This is a genomic window from Novosphingobium album (ex Liu et al. 2023) (assembly GCF_029076845.1).
In the GTDB taxonomy this organism is placed as follows: Bacteria; Pseudomonadota; Alphaproteobacteria; order Sphingomonadales; family Sphingomonadaceae; genus Novosphingobium.
In genome coordinates this window covers 75,897-95,466 of record NZ_JARESE010000047.1, presented here as the reverse complement: position 1 = coordinate 95,466, position 19,570 = coordinate 75,897, and the positions used below count along the sequence as shown (strand labels likewise).

At 62.5% G+C, this 19,570-nt stretch carries 22 protein-coding genes; 9 read left to right on the top strand and 13 right to left on the bottom strand.

Going from position 1 to position 19,570, the window contains the following annotated elements; translation table 11 throughout:
* The first annotated feature begins 339 nt into the window (after window positions 1–339).
* A complete protein-coding gene (locus PYV00_RS14185; RefSeq protein WP_275228930.1) occupies window positions 340–780 on the top strand; it encodes a hypothetical protein in 441 nt (146 codons plus the stop codon).
* Window positions 781–933: 153 nt separating this feature from the next.
* The gene (locus PYV00_RS14180; protein ID WP_275228929.1) at window positions 934–1,428 is read left to right on the top strand and encodes an XRE family transcriptional regulator; all 495 of its coding nucleotides are present in this window, start codon (window positions 934–936) and stop codon (window positions 1,426–1,428) included.
* A 46-nt stretch (window positions 1,429–1,474) separates the two neighbouring features.
* Here the strand turns inward: PYV00_RS14180 and PYV00_RS14175 are convergent, their stop codons facing one another.
* Window positions 1,475–2,404, bottom strand: a complete 930-nt coding sequence (locus tag PYV00_RS14175; protein ID WP_275228928.1) for a lytic transglycosylase domain-containing protein — start codon at window positions 2,402–2,404, stop codon at window positions 1,475–1,477.
* Between the two features lie 122 nt (window positions 2,405–2,526).
* Here PYV00_RS14175 and PYV00_RS14170 point away from each other — a divergent pair, with 122 nt between their 5' ends.
* Complete coding sequence (locus PYV00_RS14170; protein ID WP_275228927.1) at window positions 2,527–3,822, top strand: hypothetical protein; 1,296 nt, start codon at window positions 2,527–2,529, stop codon at window positions 3,820–3,822.
* A 267-nt stretch (window positions 3,823–4,089) separates the two neighbouring features.
* Here PYV00_RS14170 and PYV00_RS14165 read toward each other — a convergent pair whose 3' ends face one another.
* Window positions 4,090–4,599, bottom strand: coding sequence for a hypothetical protein (locus PYV00_RS14165; RefSeq protein ID WP_275228926.1), 510 nt, complete (start codon window positions 4,597–4,599; stop codon window positions 4,090–4,092).
* A 333-nt stretch (window positions 4,600–4,932) separates the two neighbouring features.
* Window positions 4,933–5,202, bottom strand: a complete 270-nt coding sequence (locus PYV00_RS14160; protein ID WP_275228925.1) for a hypothetical protein — start codon at window positions 5,200–5,202, stop codon at window positions 4,933–4,935.
* 380 nt (window positions 5,203–5,582) lie between these two features.
* On the opposite strand from PYV00_RS14160, the gene PYV00_RS14155 reads away from it, so the two are divergent.
* The 5 genes from PYV00_RS14155 (at window position 5,583) to PYV00_RS14135 (ending at window position 10,622) form a co-directional block, all read left to right on the top strand.
* On the top strand, window positions 5,583–5,855 hold the full coding sequence (locus PYV00_RS14155; protein WP_275228924.1) for a hypothetical protein: 273 nt from the start codon (window positions 5,583–5,585) through the stop codon (window positions 5,853–5,855).
* A 305-nt stretch (window positions 5,856–6,160) separates the two neighbouring features.
* A complete protein-coding gene (locus PYV00_RS14150) occupies window positions 6,161–6,574 on the top strand; it encodes a hypothetical protein (RefSeq protein ID WP_275228923.1) in 414 nt (137 codons plus the stop codon).
* Between the two features lie 137 nt (window positions 6,575–6,711).
* Window positions 6,712–7,857 carry a hypothetical protein gene (locus PYV00_RS14145; RefSeq protein ID WP_275228922.1) on the top strand — a complete coding sequence of 382 codons (1,146 nt, stop codon included), beginning with the start codon at window positions 6,712–6,714 and terminating at the stop codon, window positions 7,855–7,857.
* A gap of 122 nt (window positions 7,858–7,979) precedes the next feature.
* A complete protein-coding gene (locus PYV00_RS14140; protein ID WP_275228920.1) occupies window positions 7,980–8,309 on the top strand; it encodes a cupin domain-containing protein in 330 nt (109 codons plus the stop codon).
* A gap of 39 nt (window positions 8,310–8,348) precedes the next feature.
* Window positions 8,349–10,622, top strand: a complete 2,274-nt coding sequence (locus tag PYV00_RS14135) for a nitric-oxide reductase large subunit (protein ID WP_275228919.1) — start codon at window positions 8,349–8,351, stop codon at window positions 10,620–10,622.
* Between the two features lie 151 nt (window positions 10,623–10,773).
* Here PYV00_RS14135 and PYV00_RS14130 read toward each other — a convergent pair whose 3' ends face one another.
* From PYV00_RS14130 to PYV00_RS14085, 10 genes are all read right to left on the bottom strand, one after another.
* The gene (locus PYV00_RS14130) at window positions 10,774–12,216 is read right to left on the bottom strand and encodes an efflux transporter outer membrane subunit (protein ID WP_275228963.1); all 1,443 of its coding nucleotides are present in this window, start codon (window positions 12,214–12,216) and stop codon (window positions 10,774–10,776) included.
* Window positions 12,210–13,109 carry an efflux RND transporter periplasmic adaptor subunit gene (locus PYV00_RS14125; RefSeq protein WP_275228962.1) on the bottom strand — a complete coding sequence of 300 codons (900 nt, stop codon included), beginning with the start codon at window positions 13,107–13,109 and terminating at the stop codon, window positions 12,210–12,212. The genes PYV00_RS14130 and PYV00_RS14125 overlap by 7 nt, the downstream gene beginning before the upstream one ends.
* Before the next feature lie 2 nt (window positions 13,110–13,111).
* Window positions 13,112–13,336 (bottom strand): DUF1656 domain-containing protein, encoded by a 225-nt coding sequence (locus tag PYV00_RS14120; RefSeq protein WP_275228918.1) that lies wholly within the window; start codon window positions 13,334–13,336, stop codon window positions 13,112–13,114.
* Window positions 13,333–15,390, bottom strand: a complete 2,058-nt coding sequence (locus PYV00_RS14115) for an FUSC family protein (protein ID WP_275228917.1) — start codon at window positions 15,388–15,390, stop codon at window positions 13,333–13,335. Before PYV00_RS14115 ends, PYV00_RS14120 begins: the two co-directional genes overlap by 4 nt.
* A gap of 230 nt (window positions 15,391–15,620) precedes the next feature.
* The gene (locus tag PYV00_RS14110) at window positions 15,621–15,878 is read right to left on the bottom strand and encodes a hypothetical protein (RefSeq protein WP_275228916.1); all 258 of its coding nucleotides are present in this window, start codon (window positions 15,876–15,878) and stop codon (window positions 15,621–15,623) included.
* Between the two features lie 184 nt (window positions 15,879–16,062).
* Window positions 16,063–16,545 (bottom strand): MucR family transcriptional regulator, encoded by a 483-nt coding sequence (locus PYV00_RS14105; protein ID WP_275228961.1) that lies wholly within the window; start codon window positions 16,543–16,545, stop codon window positions 16,063–16,065.
* A gap of 97 nt (window positions 16,546–16,642) precedes the next feature.
* A complete protein-coding gene (locus PYV00_RS14100; RefSeq protein WP_275228915.1) occupies window positions 16,643–17,044 on the bottom strand; it encodes a hypothetical protein in 402 nt (133 codons plus the stop codon).
* Entirely contained in the window at window positions 17,037–17,450 is a 414-nt protein-coding gene (locus PYV00_RS14095) for a hypothetical protein (RefSeq protein ID WP_275228914.1), read from the bottom strand. The genes PYV00_RS14100 and PYV00_RS14095 overlap by 8 nt, the downstream gene beginning before the upstream one ends.
* Window positions 17,451–17,485: 35 nt before the next feature.
* Entirely contained in the window at window positions 17,486–17,917 is a 432-nt protein-coding gene (locus PYV00_RS14090) for a hypothetical protein (RefSeq protein ID WP_275228913.1), read from the bottom strand.
* 132 nt (window positions 17,918–18,049) lie between these two features.
* Window positions 18,050–18,799, bottom strand: a complete 750-nt coding sequence (locus PYV00_RS14085) for a Bax inhibitor-1/YccA family protein (RefSeq protein ID WP_275228912.1) — start codon at window positions 18,797–18,799, stop codon at window positions 18,050–18,052.
* Window positions 18,800–19,027: 228 nt separating this feature from the next.
* On the opposite strand from PYV00_RS14085, the gene PYV00_RS14080 reads away from it, so the two are divergent.
* Window positions 19,028–19,411 carry a nuclear transport factor 2 family protein gene (locus PYV00_RS14080; RefSeq protein ID WP_275228911.1) on the top strand — a complete coding sequence of 128 codons (384 nt, stop codon included), beginning with the start codon at window positions 19,028–19,030 and terminating at the stop codon, window positions 19,409–19,411.
* Window positions 19,412–19,570: the final 159 nt, after the last annotated feature.

Genomic DNA, 19,570 nt, shown 5'->3' with positions numbered 1-19,570 from the left:
GGTCCGCGCCCAAGCAAAGGGTGGCCAGACGACACCCGCGCTCGCAACGGAGAGCCGGGCTAGACCCGTCGCGGCGATCGTCTTTTTTTGCGATTCTTCAATTCCGGTCGCGTGTTCGGGGCGCGATGCCCCGCTATCGGGGGCACGCTGCCCACGTTCGACGGGCAATGCGGCCGTGATGACAGGGCACACTGCCCCGCAATTGCGGACACACCCCAATCACGGTAGAGTCGCGCGTAAAAATGCCAAATGTTAACCATTATCGGTTCATAACCGCTGCGGTAAGGCCGACATTCAGATCGGGCCACTTATGGACTGCAAATTCAGGACGTGGGGACAATGGTCGCAGACTCACGAGATTTTACCCTCGATATCTCCGAGCCCCTTTTTCGGCTGACGACCGAGGGTATTCGTCTCCATTCAAACGAAACCCTGCATTATCAGACGCTTTCGAACCTAGTCGATCACCAGACATCTCGCGCAGATAGAATAGGTGATCACGACACGAGTACGCTCAAGGAGCACCTTGTTTCTATTCCGTCCGATGGAAGCATCAGATTAAATCTGAATATATCCAGGACGAGCGTCAAAAATCTGGATGAAGTGAAGAAATTGCTCAGTCGCCAGCTCGGTTCGGAGCTAACCGTGGCGGACACCTTGTCGATCCTCCTGTTTGACTATGTCGTCGAACAGAAGACGGCGTGCATCATGGAAAAGCTGGATCTCCACGGTCTCGAACGGTCCGAGCGGAGCGATTTCGCCAACGGCGGATCAAGTTAAGAAGCTTCCTCTACAACGAGTTAGCCAGGCGATCATCCTCGCTTGTGGTTCAAACCGGGGTTGCATTGCCGATTCGCCTATGATTGTCTCCCCTGATCCGATCGGCTTTGGGAGATTGAAATGTCGTCTCTTGCCTGGGTGGGGGCGTGAGCCGTGGAGGTCGTCGAGGGCGACGAGCCTCAGCGGGATTATATACCCCTGATCTTGCATACCATGGCTGCGCAGGACACCGCGCAGCGCCGACTAGCGATCCTGACCGGAATCAGCAAATCCCGCCTTGGCCTCCTCCTCCATAGCGACCCGGACAAGCGATCGGTCATGACCCAACCCGAACTCGAGAAGATTCTCCACGCGCTCGGAACCAACGTCCTGCAAGCCTATATCTGTATAGAGACCTTCAAGGGCTTCGAACCGCTCGACAAGGATCGTTACGCCACGGTCATTTCCATGCTTTGCGAAATGTTCGTCGGCCTGCCCCGCAAGATCATCGAGGCGCTCGACGATATCAACGGCATCGACGGCTCCGAAGTGAAACGGGATTGGGGCGGCCCGCTTCAGAAGGCGGTCGTGAAACGCGTGGCGGAGGAAGTCATCAAGATTCGCGAGCGGCGCGCGCGGCTAACAGATGGCGATGATTTCCAGATCTAACGGGCGTGCGGTCTTGCGCGCCCTGTCATTGAGCGGTCATGCAGGACTAGAACGCCGATATCGTCGCAGTGCGTCCCGCTGTCCGCGCAGGTGCCGGAGGATAGGCCGTGGTCGCAGGCACGACCATCGCCCGGCGTTGGTAGCCATTCAATCGCGACCAGTCGAACAGGACATTGTCCACATAATCGCGCGTCTCCCGGATCTGGGGCACATAACCGCTGCGAACGCGCCCGGGACCCGCGTTATAGGCCGCCAACGCAAGGTGATACTGACCGAAGCGATCGAGCTGCCGGCGCAGATACTTGGCCCCGCCGCGCAGATTTCCTTCGACATGATAGCGGTTCACACCGAGCTCGGCTGCGGTGCCCGGCATCAACTGGGTCAGCCCGTACGCGTTCTTCGCAGAATAGATGTTCGGCCGATAGCGGCTTTCGCGAATGATCATCGCGTCGAACAGACCGACCGGAATGCCGTGTTCGCACGCGATACTGCTCATCAGGTCATAGAAACCGGCCCGGCGAAATTCCGCATCGGGCCTGAGAAACCCCGTCGGTCGATAAGGTATAGCCGAGCACTGCGGCACATAGCGCGATGCCGCGAACCCGACGGCAGGTCCTGTGCGCATCCACAAGGGTACGGTGATCGCTGCTGCCGGAGGCACCACGACACCGATCGGCGCAGGCAATGGTTGCGCGACGCCGACTTTGGCGAACGGATCGCTGTCATCGAAGACATCGGCCCCGTCCGGCGTATTGAAGCTGTCGGCCATCTGATGCTCCACCCAGCGCCGGCTGAGATCATGGACGCGGAAGGCCTGGGAAGGAGGTGGCTCCGTCGTCTCGGGCGTTGGCATCGGGCCTTGCTCCGCCGTCCCTCCCATCGAGATCAGCTGAGCGCTTCGTACCGAGCGGGACGACGCGGCGGCCGCCTCGCCAATGTTGTTCCAAAGGCTCGCCATCGCCGCGGCGCCGATCAAACATGTCCTCATGAGAACCTCGCTAATCCGCAATGGTGCAAGTGGAGGACATGGGATGAAGTTCTGTCAATCCGGTCCCCCGGCCGCGGGTATGGCGCGGCGCCCATTCCGGAACTCGATAAATGTGGCTGATCGCTCGCCACACCAATGGCCAGGGACCCGGCCGCATCGCACTGCCCGCCCCGGTTCGGGAGGCGCTGATCCGTTGGTACGCCGGTACTGGATCACGCTGGGACGAAGAGGCGGGCATCACGCTCGTCCAGCAGGCGCGTATCGGCGAGAAGTGGATCGCCTGCGATTGTCTTTCGCCCGAACACCCCCCGCCCATCCTCACCCCGGCTTTCCTCTCCGAGGCAGAAACCTATTATCTGCGGCGCCTCACGAGCCTGGGTCGCCCCGAGCACCATCCCGACTGCCCCTTCTTTCGCGAGCAGGCCACCAACCGTCTGAGCGAGGTTCGGACACACGAAAATCCCGCCGAACCACCAACGGGCTACTTCGAGGTCTTGCGCCCGGCACCGGAAAAACTCGCGCAAAAGCCCGACGAGACTGCCAGCGACGACCGAACCCGCCAGGGCTCGGTTCCGCGGCTCGCTCGCCTGCTGTGGCGCCTCCTTCACATTTCCGGTCTCAACCGCTGCCCGCCGGCTTGCGAGGACCACATCGACCGCTCGATCAGCGATGAGTTCCGGACTCTCGCAGCCGCAGCGGCAAAGATCGAGATCGCGCCGGGCATCGAGCTCGGACGGGCCTTCTGGACCCATGCTCAGGCCCTGCACAGCAAGCGCGTCTATGCCAGTCTCCGCGAGATCGCCCGCCGCTGGCCAAACGGCCATGCGCCTCAGGCCTTCCTCGCTCTGTTCGCACAGACATTCCGCGGATCAACGATCCAGGTATCGGGATCGGATCCAGTGGTGATCGCCAACCGCGTGCAATCTCCTTCGGTACGCGGCAATCCGATCAAGGGTCCTTATCTGGTCCTCATCGTGGCGGGACAATATCCCGAGGCTCATGGCTACGCACCGCTCAGAGCATATGCCCAACCCATTCTGTCAGGCCGGCGGTTCATTCCTGTCGACTCCGAGTTCGAGCGCTCGGCGCTCCGCGAACTGATCAAGCTGCGCTCGACGTTCGAGCGCTACGGTATCGAGCTGATGATCGAAAAGCCCGTCTTCGATACGCTGACCCCGATTGGACCTTGCCGGCCGGATTTCCTCCTCGAGGCGCGTTCGCGCACCACCGGAGAAATTCGGCAGATCGTCGTCGAAGCCATGGGATCGACTGACGAGGCCTATCTCGCTGCGAAAGCGATCACGCATGCACGCACGAAACAAATCGCACCCCTCTTGTGCATCTCGCCGACCGATGTCGAGCAGAACAGGGTTGGGAGTCTCGTTGGGAGGGCCCTGGGTCTATGACGAAGCCGAAGCTCAACTCCAATGCGGGGAAGCTGCGAACATGGCAACGACCCCTAGCGTCACGGGCATGGAGGTCAGCTGGAGTCTCTGCCAACGCCACCAAGTTCGCGGAAGGGAAAAGGATCGCTGATTTGACACGCCGGATAGCATCCCATCGCCATTTTTCGATGGATAAGTTTGTCTGCGATGCGGAATCAGCGTGGTCCGCTGCGCCAGGTCATTTGTGGCCGACGCTGAGCTTGAATTCCTGGCCAGCCGTGCCACAGATCACGCTTTTCTGTTCATCCGACGAGCATCGCGATGAACCTTCAGCGGAATAGACAGACTGAGCTTGACGCCGAACAGGCCTCGATCCTTCCTGCCCCGATCCCATCCGCCGACCACCTTCGCCTTGCATGTCACCGGCAGGTTCTCGGTATTGAGCGCATGCAGCGCCGCCCGAAACTCAGCTGCTCGCTCCCAGGGGATCCAGCCGACCGCGCGCGCATCGATCATCACGCCAATGGCATTCGGATCGCGCGAATTAGTGTCGTCGAACACCAACTGGGCAGGCATCTGACAGTTGTGGCCTTCCTCGCAGCGGCCTCCGACGAGCGCCGATATCGTGTCTTGCCACTGCAGCTCGCCGACGACAGGAAGATTGAAGCCTCTGCCAGCAGCAAGCGGCAATACGCCATCCTCAGCCCACCAGCAGCCAGAGCCGTCATAGTTGGTCGGGAAATGCGGCTCTCCCGGCCGCCTGTGCGGCTTCCCGAAAAATCGTTGAAAGCGCTTCATGTGCGTCTCCACCGCTTAACACTGACCCCCTATCGCGCAGTGCTCGGAAGACGACACTACGCATTTGCCGCATTGCCAAGAGTGAGCATACCAAGAACAAGATATGGCGATGCGGACTTCAGCGTGGAATTCTGGAAGGGCAACACGATCACAAGGGACCTTCGATCAAGAGACCAGCCGCATACCCCCAACGGCTTCAAGGGGCCATTCATACGCATAGGTTTCCATCGCGGATGCCTTGGCGCCATCCTCCGGCGCAATCGGTCTTCTGATATTTTCGGAGATCGGATGCACTGCCTGCAAGAATACGGATGCACTGGGCGGATTAGGCCTCTAGCTCCAGCGCATCGACGCTGCGAACATGATGACGATCACCAGAGTGACAGGCATGGACGTCAGATAGAGCTTCTGCCAGCGCCACCAGGTCCGAGGCACGAACAACAGCGCGGACCGCAAGGAGGTGATAGCGGTCCAACTGTGCTCGCGGTATACCGCGCACATCACCATCCCGCACGACAGTGCGAATGCCATGGCGCAACAAATGCCCGTTGCGACGTATAACGCCATCCAGTTAGCCGCTTCGATTTCGGTAAGCTGTCCCATCATGCTCCGCAGTCCAGGGGTCGTGCTTCAAGGAAAGGCTAACGCAGGCCATCGCGACAGGCAATTCACGCGCTTCATGGGCCGTGGCAGAGTCTGGCCGAAACAGCGCACCAGTCAGATTGAGCGGCCATAGAGATATAATGGAAGAAATATAATACATGTATTAGTAATGATCTCACATTGCCGACAAGCTAGTCATTGTTAATGACTTAAGATTTTTATCGCCATTTTGGATGTATTTATCGACTGAGCATTTCGCTAATTCGAAAACTACCGAATTCAAGATTGGGAATAATACTTATTGAGTGCAAATATGCGCAGAATCTACCAGATGAGATGATCTGCTCACACCATATCAATGCTGCCGACGGGACGCTCACATGCACGCAACAGTTCTCGTCATCCTCTCGCAGGGGCAAGAGGTTGTTGCGGTCTATGACACTGCTTCCGCTGCCTGGGATGCCTTGCTCCAGTTTGTAGACCAGCACTGGCAGACTCGCTTTGGCCACACCCCTCGCCCAGAAGACAATGACACGCGTGTCCAGGACTTCTTCGAAGGCGAGGATGCCTACCTGCTCGCTTCGACCGACGTTACCGATCTCGAACTCGTTCCGGACCATCTGCACCAAACCGTTCCGCCGCCGATGCGATGACAGCTGAGATTGGTCGCTCGCGAACCGTCATACCCCTCCCCGGCGGGCCAAAGGTTCCACATCGCTCGGCGCGAAAGGAGAAGGCGCGCCGTGCATCAAGACTTCAGCGCCAAGCCCGGAGCGAGCGCCTCGAACGGATCCATCGCACGACTTCGGATATCTCCACAATGGAACTATTGAAACGCTTCCTGCGCGGCTGCCCGAAGGCCCGGGTGCAAGGCATCGGATACCCAGACTGCTTGTAAGCGACCCGCCTGCTGCGGCAGACTTGCTGAGCAGCCCACGCACCAATGGGAAGTCAGTCGATGTTCGAATGCCTCATTTTCGGCGACAGCATCGGGCTCGGGACGGCTCGAGCCGTCAACGAACGTTATCCATCGCAATGCGAGGTACGCGCCGCCGAACGCGCCACCGCGCATCAGATGGTCTCCTGGATCATCCCACCAAGGATCTTCGGCACGAGCGTTCTGGCGATCGGATCCAACGACGCGCCAACGCCTGGCCTATCGGTAAAGCTTACCCGGATTCGCGCGCGCATCCCCTCGCGCCGCGTCATCTGGCTTCTACCTTATGACCGGCAGCGCGCCGCACTCGTCAGCCTCGTGGCCGCCCGCTACAATGACGAAACCCTGGACCTCGACCGCTTCCCGACCCGCGACCGGATTCATCCGGCCAGCTATCGCCAGGTCGCAAACGTCCTCCTCAAGCCGCGACCCTGATCTTCAGCGCTATGCATCGGCCCAAACGCACCAGGTCCGGAACGAACCCCGCGCAATGGCGGCCACTCGGTAACGTCTTGGTGCCCGTCGCATAGCCAAGGCTTGCCCCCCAGTCTGCATGTGACCATCATGATCCGATGCGAATTCTCCCCATATCCGTCGGCACCCTCGCGGCTGCCCTGCTCGGTTCACCACTCGTCGCCCAGACACGGTCGCCGATCCCGGCAGTCGTCCTCACCCACATGCACTCCCTCGACACTCGCTGTAAGGCCGCTGGAGGCAGGGAAGGTACCAGACGCTATGTCATCGCCCAGGATTTTAATGGCGACGGCCTGCTCGACTATCTTCTATCCGAGGGCGACTATGAGTGCATCGGCCGCCCCGTGCTGTTTCGCCAGAATGGTCAGGCCCGGGTCGATATCTTCGTCACCGACCGCGCGAACAATGCTCGCCGGGTCTATTCCGATACGCTGGTCGGCTATCGCGTTCTCGCTGGAGCGCCGCCCAAGGTCCAGATCGCCCGAAAGGGCGGGCTGTGCGGCGCAGGCTCATCCCCGACCACGCAATGTGCGGCGCAACTCGCCTGGAACGGTCAGGGGTTCGGCGAGGCTGTCTCGGTAAACAATGCCAAGCCTGGCGCGATGGTCCCGCCGGGAACCCCAGGTCCCTCGTCTCTCCCGAATCCATCCCCCTCCCAAGGCAGCGAAGTCGTCTGGAAAGTCAAGTGCCGCAGCGATCTCGTCCGCCGCGACGCCAGCGCCGCTCGCTGGGCCGACGATGAGTGCAAGACCCGATGGGAGCATGTCGTCGCCAGCAGTCCGGCGGCAGATTTCCTCATGAGCACTCTTCCAGCCGCCTCCGGCGCGCGGGTCACGCTCGACGAACTCAAGCGGCATGCCCCATCCGTGCGGTGGGCAGCCCGCCCCACCGCCCCGACAATCGCCAACGGCCGACTGGGCAATCTGGATGTCGCGGTCGCAGGACCCGGCCAGCCGGGATCGGTCTCCCTTGGCTGGAGCGAGGTCGGCGCCGAGATCCCCCATGACATCGTCGAAGCCATGCGCCTCAAAGGCGCGTCCCTCACGCAGCGCTCCTGCGAGAAGACAGGTGCGGGCGCCGGCACCCGCACTTTCGCGGGAAATGCGCCGGGTCGAGCCCCGTTCACCATGGTCGTCGAACAGCAGACCGCCCCTCTGGGACACATGCAAAGTTACTACACCGTCGAAGTCAGACTCGATGGCCGCACACCCCCTCAAGGTCCTACGTCCGGATGTGATTTCTAGTACGCTTGTCCACCCACATCATCGCTTCAACTTTCGATGTTTGTGGTCGCATCGACGTCAGCGATTGATCCATAAGCCTTGATGACGCAACATGCCGGCGCAACGGCAAGAGGACGCTCCGGATGGCGCAACCCCACGCACGATCAGGCGAGGTTATCGATCTGAGACCGCTCGGCAAGAACCTGCCGAACACGCCATCAACCGCAATCGTGAAGGGGAAGGGCTTTGAAGCGATCCGCCTCGTCATCCCTTCGGGCAAGGCAATACCGGCACACGAAGTGGCCGGCGACATCATGCTCCATTGCCTGGAAGGGCGCGTAGCGCTGGGGCTTTCCGGCGTGGAGCGCGAACTGGCTGCTGGCGACTGGATCTTTCTTGAAGGGGGCGCAAGGCACCGCCTGATGGGCATCGAGGACTCCTCCTTGCTCCTGACGATCCTGTTCGATCATTGATCCCAATCGGACGGGATCGGGAGAAGGAGCGCGATGTTGATGGGCACGGAAGCCAAAGCGGTCGAGAATCTGTCGCCGCGCTGGCGCTGGGCGGTGATCCTCACCATGGTGCTGGGCTTCAGCGTGCTCGGGCTGCTGATGGTGAAGACCTATACCAACGCGCCGCCAGTTCCCGAGCAGGTGATCGACACGGCAGGCAGGCCCCTGTTCAGCGGGAACGATATCCGCGCAGGCCAACAGATATTCCTGAAATACGGCCTCATGAACAACGGCTCCATTTGGGGCCATGGCGGGTATCTCGGACCTGACTTCAGCGCATCCTATCTGCATGCCTGGGCGGTCACCACCGCGCAGGAGCGGGCACGCGCCCGGTTCGGCATGGCCCATGATGCGCTGGCCCCGGCGGACCGTGCCGCCGTCGATGGCGAGGTGCCTCCCCTGCTGCGTTACAACCGCTACGACCCGGCGGCGGCCACCCTGACCCTGCCGTCCGCTGGCGCCGAGACGTTTCACGCGCAGCAAAAGCGCTGGGCCGATTATTTCGCGCACCCCGAAGGCAATGGCGGCCTCGCGCCGGGCCTGATAACCGACAAGGGCGAACTACGACAGCTCACCGCCTTCTTTGCCTGGGCGGCCTGGGCATCGGTCGCCGAACGACCCGGGACCAGCCACTCCTACACCAACAACTTTCCCCATGACCCTCTCGCGGGCAACCGGCCGACCAGCGCAGCGCTCATCTGGAGCGCGATCAGTTTCATCGCCTTGCTTGGCGGCACGGCCCTGGCGCTGCTCGCCTTCGGCCGCTTCAACTATCTGGGATGGCATGGGGCCCCGGAGCCGATGGGAAAATGGGCCATCAGCGACGCTCAGCGCGCCACGCTCAAATATATGGGCGTGGCCGTCCTCCTACTTCTCGGCCAGGTCTTCTTCGGCGCGGCGATTGCCCATTACCGGGCCGATCCAGGCGATTTCTATGGTTTTGATCTCGCGTCCTGGTTTCCCAGCAATCTGATGCGAACCTGGCATTTGCAAGCGGCGATCTTCTGGATCGCCACGAGCTTCGTCGCAGGCGCGCTATTTGTCAGCGAATTACTGGGTGGGGAAACGCCGCCCCGGCAGCGCCTAGCCATCCACCTGCTGTTCGGCGCCTTCGCGATCGTCATCGTGGGCAGCATGCTGGGGGAATGGGCGGGGATCCTGCAGTGGCTGCCGCGCTCATGGTTCTGGTTCGGCAACCAGGGCTGGGAATATCTCGAGCTCGGCCGTTTCTGGCAAATCCTGCTAGTCGTCGGCCTGTGCCTCTGGTTCGCTCTCCTGTGGCGGGCGGTGGCGCCCGCCCTGCGCCACCCCGGGCACAGGGCCTTCGCCCGCTTCTTCCTGCTGGCCGGCGTGGCGATTCCGATGTTCTATCTGCCGGCGCTCTTCTTCGGGTCCGACACCAATTTCACGATCGTCGATGCCTGGCGCTTCTGGATCATTCACCTGTGGGTGGAAGGGTTTTTCGAGTTCTTCGTCACCGTCATCGTCTCAATCCTGTTCTACAAGATGGCGCTCGTCCACCGTCTGACCGCGCTACGGACCATCTATCTGGACGCCATCCTCTATTTCGGAGGCGGGCTGATCGGAACCGGCCATCATTGGTACTGGACTGGCCAGACCGAAGCCAACATGGCGCTTTCAGCGGTCTTCTCGGCGCTCGAGGTGGTCCCGCTGACGATGATCACGCTCGATGCCTGGTCGTTCGTGCGAACGACGCGAGGCAATGACTCCATCGTCGAGCGCCACCGCTGGACCTTCTATTTCATCATGGCCGTGGGCTTCTGGAATTTTCTCGGCGCCGGCGTGTTCGGTTTTCTCATCAATACGCCGATCGTCAGCTATTATGAGGTCGGCACGATCCTGACGCCCAATCATGGCCACGCCGCGCTGATGGGCGTGTTCGGCATGCTGGGCATCGGGCTCATGGTGTTCGTATTGCGCGAGTCGGTACAGAACACCGTCTGGCGCAGGATATCACCGCTGATCGCCATTGCCTTCTGGGGGCTGAATACCGGTCTCGCGCTGATGATCCTGCTCAGCCTTCTCCCCGGAGGGCTGCTGCAGTTGCACGCCGTGATCGAGAACGGCTATTGGTATGCGCGCGAATTGTCCTTCACCGGCGCGCGATTGCCGCGTCTCCTGGAATGGCTGCGGATGCCGGGCGACCTCGTCTTCATGTTCGCAGGCGTTCTGCCCCTGGCGGTTGCGATAGCCTGGGGCTATGTCAGCCTCTGGCGCCGGCCCGTGCCCCAAAGGGCAGCATCGCCCGCGTGAATCAAGACGCACTTATGCTTGCATCCCGCTTCGCTTTACGGGAACCTCGCAGTCGATCGGCCGTCTCCCCCCATCCCTGACGGCCGATCAACCGACCGGGTCGGCGTCCTCGAGCCGGGCGCCCGGCCTTGCTCGGGACATCGCCGGTCCCTTACCGGACATCTGTCTTCCCCGGAACGTCCGGCCCGGCGGACCAACCTCCGCCAAGCGCCAGAAACAGGGCAATCTGATCCTCGTTGATCATGGCCTGGCCCTCCATCGCCGCCTGCTCGGCAAGCAAGAGATCACGCTCCGCGTCGAGCGCCGGCAGTTCGGCGATCTTTCCGCCGCGTCGCAGCTGTCTGGTATGCCGCGCGACCCGCGCCGCCTCGTCCCGGGCCCGATCGAGGCTCTCCTGCTGCTCGAGCCCCCCAGCGTAGGAATTGAGCGCCGTTTCCGCTTCCCGCAGCGCCTTCAGGACCATGCCGTCAAAAGACGCGAGTTCCGCCCGTCCTTGCGCCTCGGCAGCGGCGATCTGCGCCCGCGCGGCATGCCTGTTCAATGACCAGCTGATAAGCGGGCCCAGTCCGAACCGGTTCGTCAACGGCGACAGGAAATCGGCCGCAGCACCGGTCGAACCCAAGGTCGCGCCAAAATGGATGTCCGGATAGAGCGCCGCGGTTGCGACGCCGATCCGCGCGGTGGCGGCGGCCAGCCGGCGCTCCGCCATCCGGATGTCCGGTCGGCGCTTCAGCAAGGCCTGGCCATCTCCTACCGGCACCGGATCGCCAAGAATCAACGGATGCCGACAGGCGAGAAGCGAAAAGTCGGCCTGCCGGGGCGTGCGCCCCAGCAAGGCGGCAAGGCGAAACAAGGCACCTCGCTGCCTTGCCGCGACACGCGGCAGACGTGCCTTGGTCGCATCGAGCACGGCCTGTCGGCGATCCCGCTCGTAGGGCACCGCGCGGCCGTTGCGCACAAGCACATCTGTGAGCGATGCCCCCTTCTCCTGCAACGAAACCTGCCTGCCAAGGATGTCGAGTTGATAGCCGGCATTGCAGATGTCCGCATAGGCACGCGCGGTTTCCGCCGCCACGTTGACCCGGACGAGGTCGCGCGCCGCGACCGCCGCTTCCATGTCGGCGCTCGCAGCCTCGATACCCCGGCGCAGTCCGCCGAACAGGTCGAGATCATAGCTTGCCGACACGCCGCCATTATAGATCTGGCGGACCGGCGGCTTCACATGCTGCAGTTCCGCCTCCGCCGAGCGCTGCGCATAGCTCGTCTCGGCATTGAAGCTCGCCTGCGGCTCCCTGCTCGCGCCCCGCGCATCGAGAAGCGCGAGACTGCGCTCGAGATTGGCCTCGGCGACACGAAGGTCCGTGTTGGCGGCAAGCGCCTCCTCGACCAGACCATCAAGCACGGGGTCGTTGTAGAGCCGCCACCAATGGTCCGGCAGCGGGTCGTTCCTGACGTGGGAGCCGGCCGACAGGAACGACCCCTGCGCGTCGGGGGCCGCGACGGCCGCGTCCTTCGGCAGCCGATAATCCGGACCGACGACCGCACACCCCCCCAGGGCCAGGAGCATGATAGGCAGGACGATGCGCCTCACCAGGGCAGGCTCCTGTGCACGCTTCGACCATCCGCCCTGGGATGAACGATCACGGTAGCGGTCTGTCCCGGAATCATCCGGACATTGGCGGGCACCTTGTCGACCGCGATGCGAACCGGAATGCGCTGCGCCAGACGAACCCAGGTGAAGGACGGGTTCACATTGGCAAGCTGCCCGTCACCCCCGCCCCGTTCGCGATCCTCGACGCCGCCTGCGATGCTCTGGACATGTCCTTCGATCTCATCGGCCACGCCCATCAGATAGACGCTTGCGCGGTCGCCAACGCGAATGGCCGGCAGTTTGGTCTCCTCGAAATATCCCTCCACGCGCAGCGAACGATCGTAGACCAGGGCCAATGCCGCCTTGCCCGCGGTCAGATAGACCCCGGGCTGCAGCGACATGTTCGACACCGTCCCGTCGATGGGCGCCCGCACAACCGTACGCTCGAGATTGAAGCGCGCCAGATCGCGTGCCGCGACGGCCTGGCCGATCGACGCGCGAAGTCCATCCACCCGCGCCCGGCCCTGCTCGATCGCCTCCGCCGCAATCACGTCCGGCATCGCGCGGTTGCGCCGATCCTCGCGGATCGCCTGCGCCAGCGACGTCTGCTGGCCGACGAGACTGGCCTCGGCCTGCGCAAGGGCGAGCCGATAGCGCGGCCTGTCGATGATGAACAGAACGTCTCCGCGTTTCACGACCTGGTTGTCGCTGACCCGGACCTCGGTGACGAGACCGCTCACGTCCGCGGCGATCGGCACGAGATCGGCCCGAACCTTACCGTCGCGGGTGACAGGTTCCACCTGGTAGCGCAGCCACAAGGCATAAACGCCGCCGAGGATCACCAGAATGACGAGCAGTGTCACGCCCGAACGCAGCAGATTTTGTCGATGCAACATGATCAGGAAACGAACCATCGATAGAGAAATGCGTCGGCGAGAGCGCTGAGCCCCCACCACAGCAGGACGAACAGCGCGAGTTCGAGCAGGCTCGGGTGCCAGAGCAGACGATAAGCAGGCAGACGCTGGATCGGTGCGCGCAGCAGATAGACGAAGATCGCTGCGAGCACGCCCCACGCAAGTGCCGCCGGCACGTAGACGCCAAGGACATGGATCTCCTCGATCATGCCGCGCCCTCCCAGGCCGGTGCCCCGGCCTGTGGAAACAGGTTGCAACGCATGCCGATGAGCGCCCGCAGCGCCCCGCGGCGCGGTTCGTCCAGCGCCAACTTCAGCAATCCTTCGAGAGCCTGATCGATCTGAGCCAGAAGCGCGGCCGGGGGAGCCAAAGCACGACCCTCGCTCCAGCGCGCGGAATAGAAGGCGGAGAGGGAGGATAGGACCACGCCCAGATGACGGCGCTCGTCATGGGGGACGTGGGGCAGCGAACGGCGAAGGGGGATGATATTGCGGCCGATGCGCAGGTCCGCCAGCCCGTCAGCCGCATGCAGGTCGTCTCCGGGCGTCGCGACCGCCATGCGCGCCGCCACCTGCCCCAGCCGGTCGACGGCCATCGCCGTCCACCGCTGCGGGAGAAACGGACGCCGGATGTCGGCAAGCTGGGTCAGTTCGCCCCAGTTGGATCGCAATATCCGTCTCGCTGTCCAGAGCACATTGGCCGATCGGAACAGCTTGGTGACCGCAAGCGTCGCTACGATGCCCCCGAGCTGCGCCAGCCCCGTGTTGAGAAACAGCGCGAAATCCGCCTGAAAGCGCGCGAGGAAGCCCATCGCAACGATAAAGCAGGAAAACATCGGCAGAGCCTCGGGCGACCGCTTCGGATCGGCCTGAATGTACCCCATCCACAGCAGCGCCGGCGCGAGGGTGATGATCAGCATTTCGAAGCCGTCGACACGCGGCAGGATGACGAACAGGTAAAGCGCGGCGAGCGGGAAGGTCTTGAGCGTCGCAAGCAAATACCGCCCGATCACCGGCGCAGGATCGTCCTGGGTCGCAAAGGAGCAGGTGATCAATGCCGCAAAGGCCGCAGTCGCCGAACCATTGGGCCAGGCGAGCAGGATCCAGACCGCGCAATAGAGCATGATCGCGGTCATCGTCGCCAGACCCGCCAGCGCCGCGACCCCATGATCGCGGGCCAGTGCGAACCGCTCCGCCGGCACGGCCTTGAAGTTGGGCCGGCCGGGAGAACCGATCCTGTCGGCCAGCCTGCGGCTCGCCGCCAGCGCCGAGAGAAACTCGGCCATGCGCACACAGGCGCTTGCCGCCAATAGCGAGCCCCAGTCACGCTGTGCCTCGCATGCGGTCGCCAGGCGCTCGCACCGCCGGACCAGCGGCCCCACCTCGTCAAGCCGGCTGTCCTCCCCGACCAGCCAGGCCACGATGTCATCGAGCAGGAGCTCCAGATCGGGCGGCATGCCCGCGTCGCGCAGCAGGTCCAGACGATTGGCGGCCGCCGACGCGAGCGGCAGGATGCCCGCCAACTGTTGCTGCAGCGCCATCACCCGCCGCTGGGTCGCCAGGGCCCAGCGCTGATCGAACGGCAGATGGATGGCAAGCATCCCAAGTTCCGTCACGTCGGCGGCGAGCATCCGGCGATGGTCGTTCTCGAGCCGGGTATGCTGGCTGCCAAGCGCCTCAGCGGCCCAGCGCCGGGCATGACCGAGAAAGGATTGCGCCCGCGCGCGGATCACCGGTGTGGCGCTCCACGGCTGCAACAGGGCATGGGTGGCCGTCACGCACAGGATCGCCAGCGTCATTTCCTGCACGCGGGCGACCGTCGTCTCGAAAATATTCGCCGGATCATCGAGATAGGGAAAGCTGATGACCGCGCTACTGAATGCCGCCATCTGGAACAGGAAAGCCCGCGGCGTGCGGTCAAGGACCGCGAGATAGATGCAAAAACCCGTCCAGGCGGCGAGACACAGGACGAGGAGCTCGGGCGAATTCTGAAGGTTGGGTACGAGCAGGATCGTCACCAGCGCGCCGGTGGCTATTCCTCCCAGACGGTAGAGCACCTTGGGCCGGAAGGCGCCGGCCATTGGCTGCGCGGTGACATAGACGGTCAACAAGGCCCACCAGGGCCGCGGCAGGCTAGCCGAAAAAGCGATGGCCAGCGTCGCGATCGCCGCGATCAGCGTGCTGAGCGAGAACAGCAGCTTCTGCGGATCGACATGCAAGGAAGGCAAAGGCCGCCGCGCGCGGCCTGTCAGCGTGACGATCATCTCTGGCAACCGTGACAAATGAATGTGGGAATTTGTCACGACCCACAGCGATCGTGGTCATCACCTCCCTTGGACTTGGCAGGTGATAGACGAACCGAAGGCGCGAACCGTAAATCAAAATATTGATGGATAAGCGCAAAAATATTGCGCTATGCGGCACTGTGTCCGTCTTCACATCGGGAAGCGGACCCGTCCCACCGGTGCAGTTCGTCGGCAAGCGCCGGAGCGCCCTACCCGTCTCGCTTGTCCTTCCCGGCCCTGCCCTCCTCGCCGCGATCGGCGCGAACCTGGCCAGCCCCCGACAAGGCGAAAGCCGCAATGGGCACCGCTAGAAAGATGAGCAGCATGATCTGCTCTTCACTGAGAATATGATAGTCCTGAAGGCAATAGAGGCCATACATGAGGACCGCCATAATGACCGTCCACATAGCGCGCGGCCACGTGAAAGAGGCATCGGGCGGAGAACGTTCTGGCGCCTGCCCCTTCATGAGGCATCCTCTCCTCGTTGGGCCAGACCTTGAACCAGGTGTCACTATGACGGCCTAATGCCGGGACCGTGCGAGATTTAATGCAATACGGCAAATGAATGTTTTTGCTGGATAGCGACAAATTCTTGCACACAAGGCCGCTTGCATTGCGATCAGCGCCGATAGCGCCCAGGCCGAACGGCGCTTAGTTGGGCACCGGCTTTTCCGCCGATTTCCTGGTCCCGCGCCCGGGCTTGGCCGGCACGACCGGGGACGGCGCCGACTTCGGCTTGCGCCCCAGCCCGATCTGCTTTGCAAGTGTGCGGCGCTGCTCGGCATAGTTTGGCGCCACCATCGGATAGTCGAGCGGCAGGTTCCATTTCGTGCGGTACTGCTCGGGCGTCATCTGATAGTGCGTCATCAGGTGGCGCTTGAGCATCTTGAGCTTTTTGCCGTCCTCGAGACATATGATGAAGTCGGGTTTGATCGACGAGCGGATCGAGACGGCGGGCTCCGGCTTGACCGCCTCGGGCGCGCGCGGCTTCCCGCAGTCCTGCAGCGCCGCATGAACATTTTCGATCAGCGTGGGCAGATCGGCGACGGAGACAGCGTTGTTCGCGACATGCGCCGAGACGATGTCCGCGGTCAGCTCGATGAGCATGTCTTCCTGGCCAGAATTCTCCGTCATGTCTCCATATTCTCCGGTGCATGCTGGGGTTATGCTCTCGCTATAGGCCGAATGCCATCTTGTGAAGTCTCGGCATGCTTTCCGGTACTGTCCGCCATCAGGATGCGGCGCCCAGCCATTTGGCGACGACATCACCAAATCCCCAGGCGAGCGTTCCGACAACACTCGAGACCGTCAGGTACACCTTCTCCTTCCGGCTCCAATCCAGCATCGCCGCGACCGCCCCGCGGACACGGGCAAGATCCTGCTCGAGATCGGCGAGGGGATCGCCAGCCGGCGGCAGCGATGCCTCGAGTGCGGTCTCAGCCGTTCCGCGCCCCATGAAGAGAATGAAAAATGTGAGGCCCACCGCGATAGCACCGCCCCTGCCGCCATCGGCCGCCACGCCGAACCAGATGGCATAGGCAATGCCGGCGACCGACAGAATGATCGCCGCGGCCATCGCCATGCCAAGCTTCGCAGTGCCTTGGGGCAATCTCTCGGTGCTGCCGTCATTCACTGGCTGGATCCTTGCGATAGGCCGCAGCGATCTCCGCCAACCGCCCTTCCAAGGCATGCGGAGCCCGCGAGAACACGATGCCGGCGACATGCGCTCCATCCCGGCTGACCAGAAAAACGCCCCGCCAAGGACCGACAGTCAGGGCATGAAAGCCCTCGAACCGCTCCCGTCCGCGCCTGAAACCGGGAAGGTCCTGAAACCCGCGAGAGGCGATCAACTTCCCGACGCTGGCGGCAAAGACGTCGAGAGCCTGCAAATCGGCCAGCACGGCACTGAGCCGTGCTTCCGCGCCCTTGACCTTGCGCGAGGCATCCTTGAACGCCGCGACGCTATCCACGACTGCCTGCACGCGCGGCCCCGTGAAGGACAGTTCGTCCTCGACATAATAGGCCTCACCCCCGGTCATGCCCGCCCCCTGTTCAGCGATGCAGCGTGCGTCGCCTATTTCGCACCGTGCGAGGCGATCAGCCGCCGCGCCTCGGCCAGCTCCTGGTCGGTTTTCGACTTCCAGTCGCTCGCGCTCATCGGCGCCGAAAGCTTGAGCTGGCCCTTCTCGAACTGATCCTTCTTGAGCCGGAGAAAACTTGCGGTCACTTCGTCGATCTCGTCGGCACCATCCTCGTCGAGTTCGATCTCGAACCGATTGCGACCCGTCTGGCGCACCCTGACCTCGCCCGCCGCAGGGGCGTCGGTGGCTGCGCCGGCGAGAAGCACGATAGCCTGGCCATTGGCGAACTGAAGGGCCGCGCCCGACAAATGATTGCCCATTCGCCCGAGCCGGTCGCGCAACACCTTCTTCAAGGTCGCCGTCGCCGACCCGCCCTTGCTGTTGACGGTCACATCGGCCGCCGCGGCAATGTCACCCGTGATCACGGGTAGCGCTGCTGTATCCGCCATGTCTTTCGCGTCCTTGAAGCTGCTCCAACGACGCGATAACATAATATTCCAGAAAGTTCCAGATGTATGCCGCGCGCCAAGCAACGCCCATGGCAGACCCCGGCACCGTTACTCGCGATCGCCGAGGAAGCTCAGCAGGAACTGGAACATGTTGATGAAGTCCAGGTACAGCGTCAGAGCGCCCAGCACGACGGCCTTGCCGGCGAATTCGGTGCCGGCGAGCATGTCGTATTCGTCCCTCAGCCGCTGCGTGTCCCAGGCCGTGAGGCCAGCGAAGATCAGCACACCGAGAACCGAGATGGCAAACTGCAAACCGGTGGACTGCAGAAACAGGTTCACCACCATCGCGATGAGGATACCGATCAGGCCCATCACCATGAACGAACCCATCGCCGACAGGTTCTTCTTCGTCGTGTAGCCGAAAAGACTCAGACCCGCGAAGGCACCGGCCGTGGCGAAGAAGGTCGTCGCGATCGAAGCACCGGTGAAGACGAGGAAGATCGTCGACATCGACAGCCCCATGACCAAACAGAAGCCCCAGAACAGGGCCTGGAGGGTCGCGGTCTTCATTTTGTGCGCGCCCAGGCTCATGCCGAACACGAAGCCGAGCGGCGCCAGGACGATCAGCCACTTGAGCGGCGTCGCCATGATCTGCGCGGCCATGCCCGAGCGGGCAAAGAGCAACGCGACCACGCCCGAGAGCAGCACGCCGGAAGCCATGTAGTTGTAGATGGAGAGCATGTGGCGGCGCAGCCCCTGATTATAGGCGCCTGCCCTGCCGATCAGGTCTCCGTTCAGGCTCGGAGACGCGCCGAAGCCACCCTGTCGGGTCGACTGGGGATCGTTCCAATCTGCCATGCTACTCAAACTCCTTTCACCAGCCCACAAGAGGCGGCCACTTTGCCGACACTATCGGATTTGCGCCAGATAGCCACCTTGGTATTTGTCCGCATTGACCGAACCCAAGCCATCCCAGCTCGACCAATGCAAGCAGGCCGCAGGCGGTATAGAGTGTGACTACGACGAGCCACGCTTCGACGAGCGGCTTGGGAGGCTGGTCAAGCACATGCCCACGGAGAAACCGGAGTGACCAACCTTGCGCGCAATAAGGCCAACGTGATTGCCTTCTACGAACTGATGTTCAACGACTGTCGCCCACGGCAGGCCGTCGAGCGCTTCGTCGGCGAGGATTACATCCAGCACAACCCGCATGTTGCGAGCGGCAAACAGGGCTTCATAGACTATTTCGAGCGGATGGCTTTGGAGTGGCCCGGGAAGCGGGTCGTCGTGAAGCGCGCTCTTGCAGAGGGCAACTATGTTGTCCTTCACTGCCATCAGCACTGGCCGGGCGATCAGGATTACGCGGGCATTGATATCTTCCGGCTGGACGATGCGGGGAAGATCTTGGAACACTGGGACGCCCTGCAAACCATTCCCGAGCAATCGGCCAATTCAAACGGCATGTTTTGACCGATAACCCGCAGGACTTGTAAACGCTGCAATCGCCAACGCCCCTGCGCCTGCGCGGCTCACGGCCCTGAAGCGAGCCCGAAGAGCGCGGTCCGAGGCAATGATACCGCCCGCTTCGAGAGGGCAATCTGGCGAACTTCGGCGGTGAACGTGAGCCTG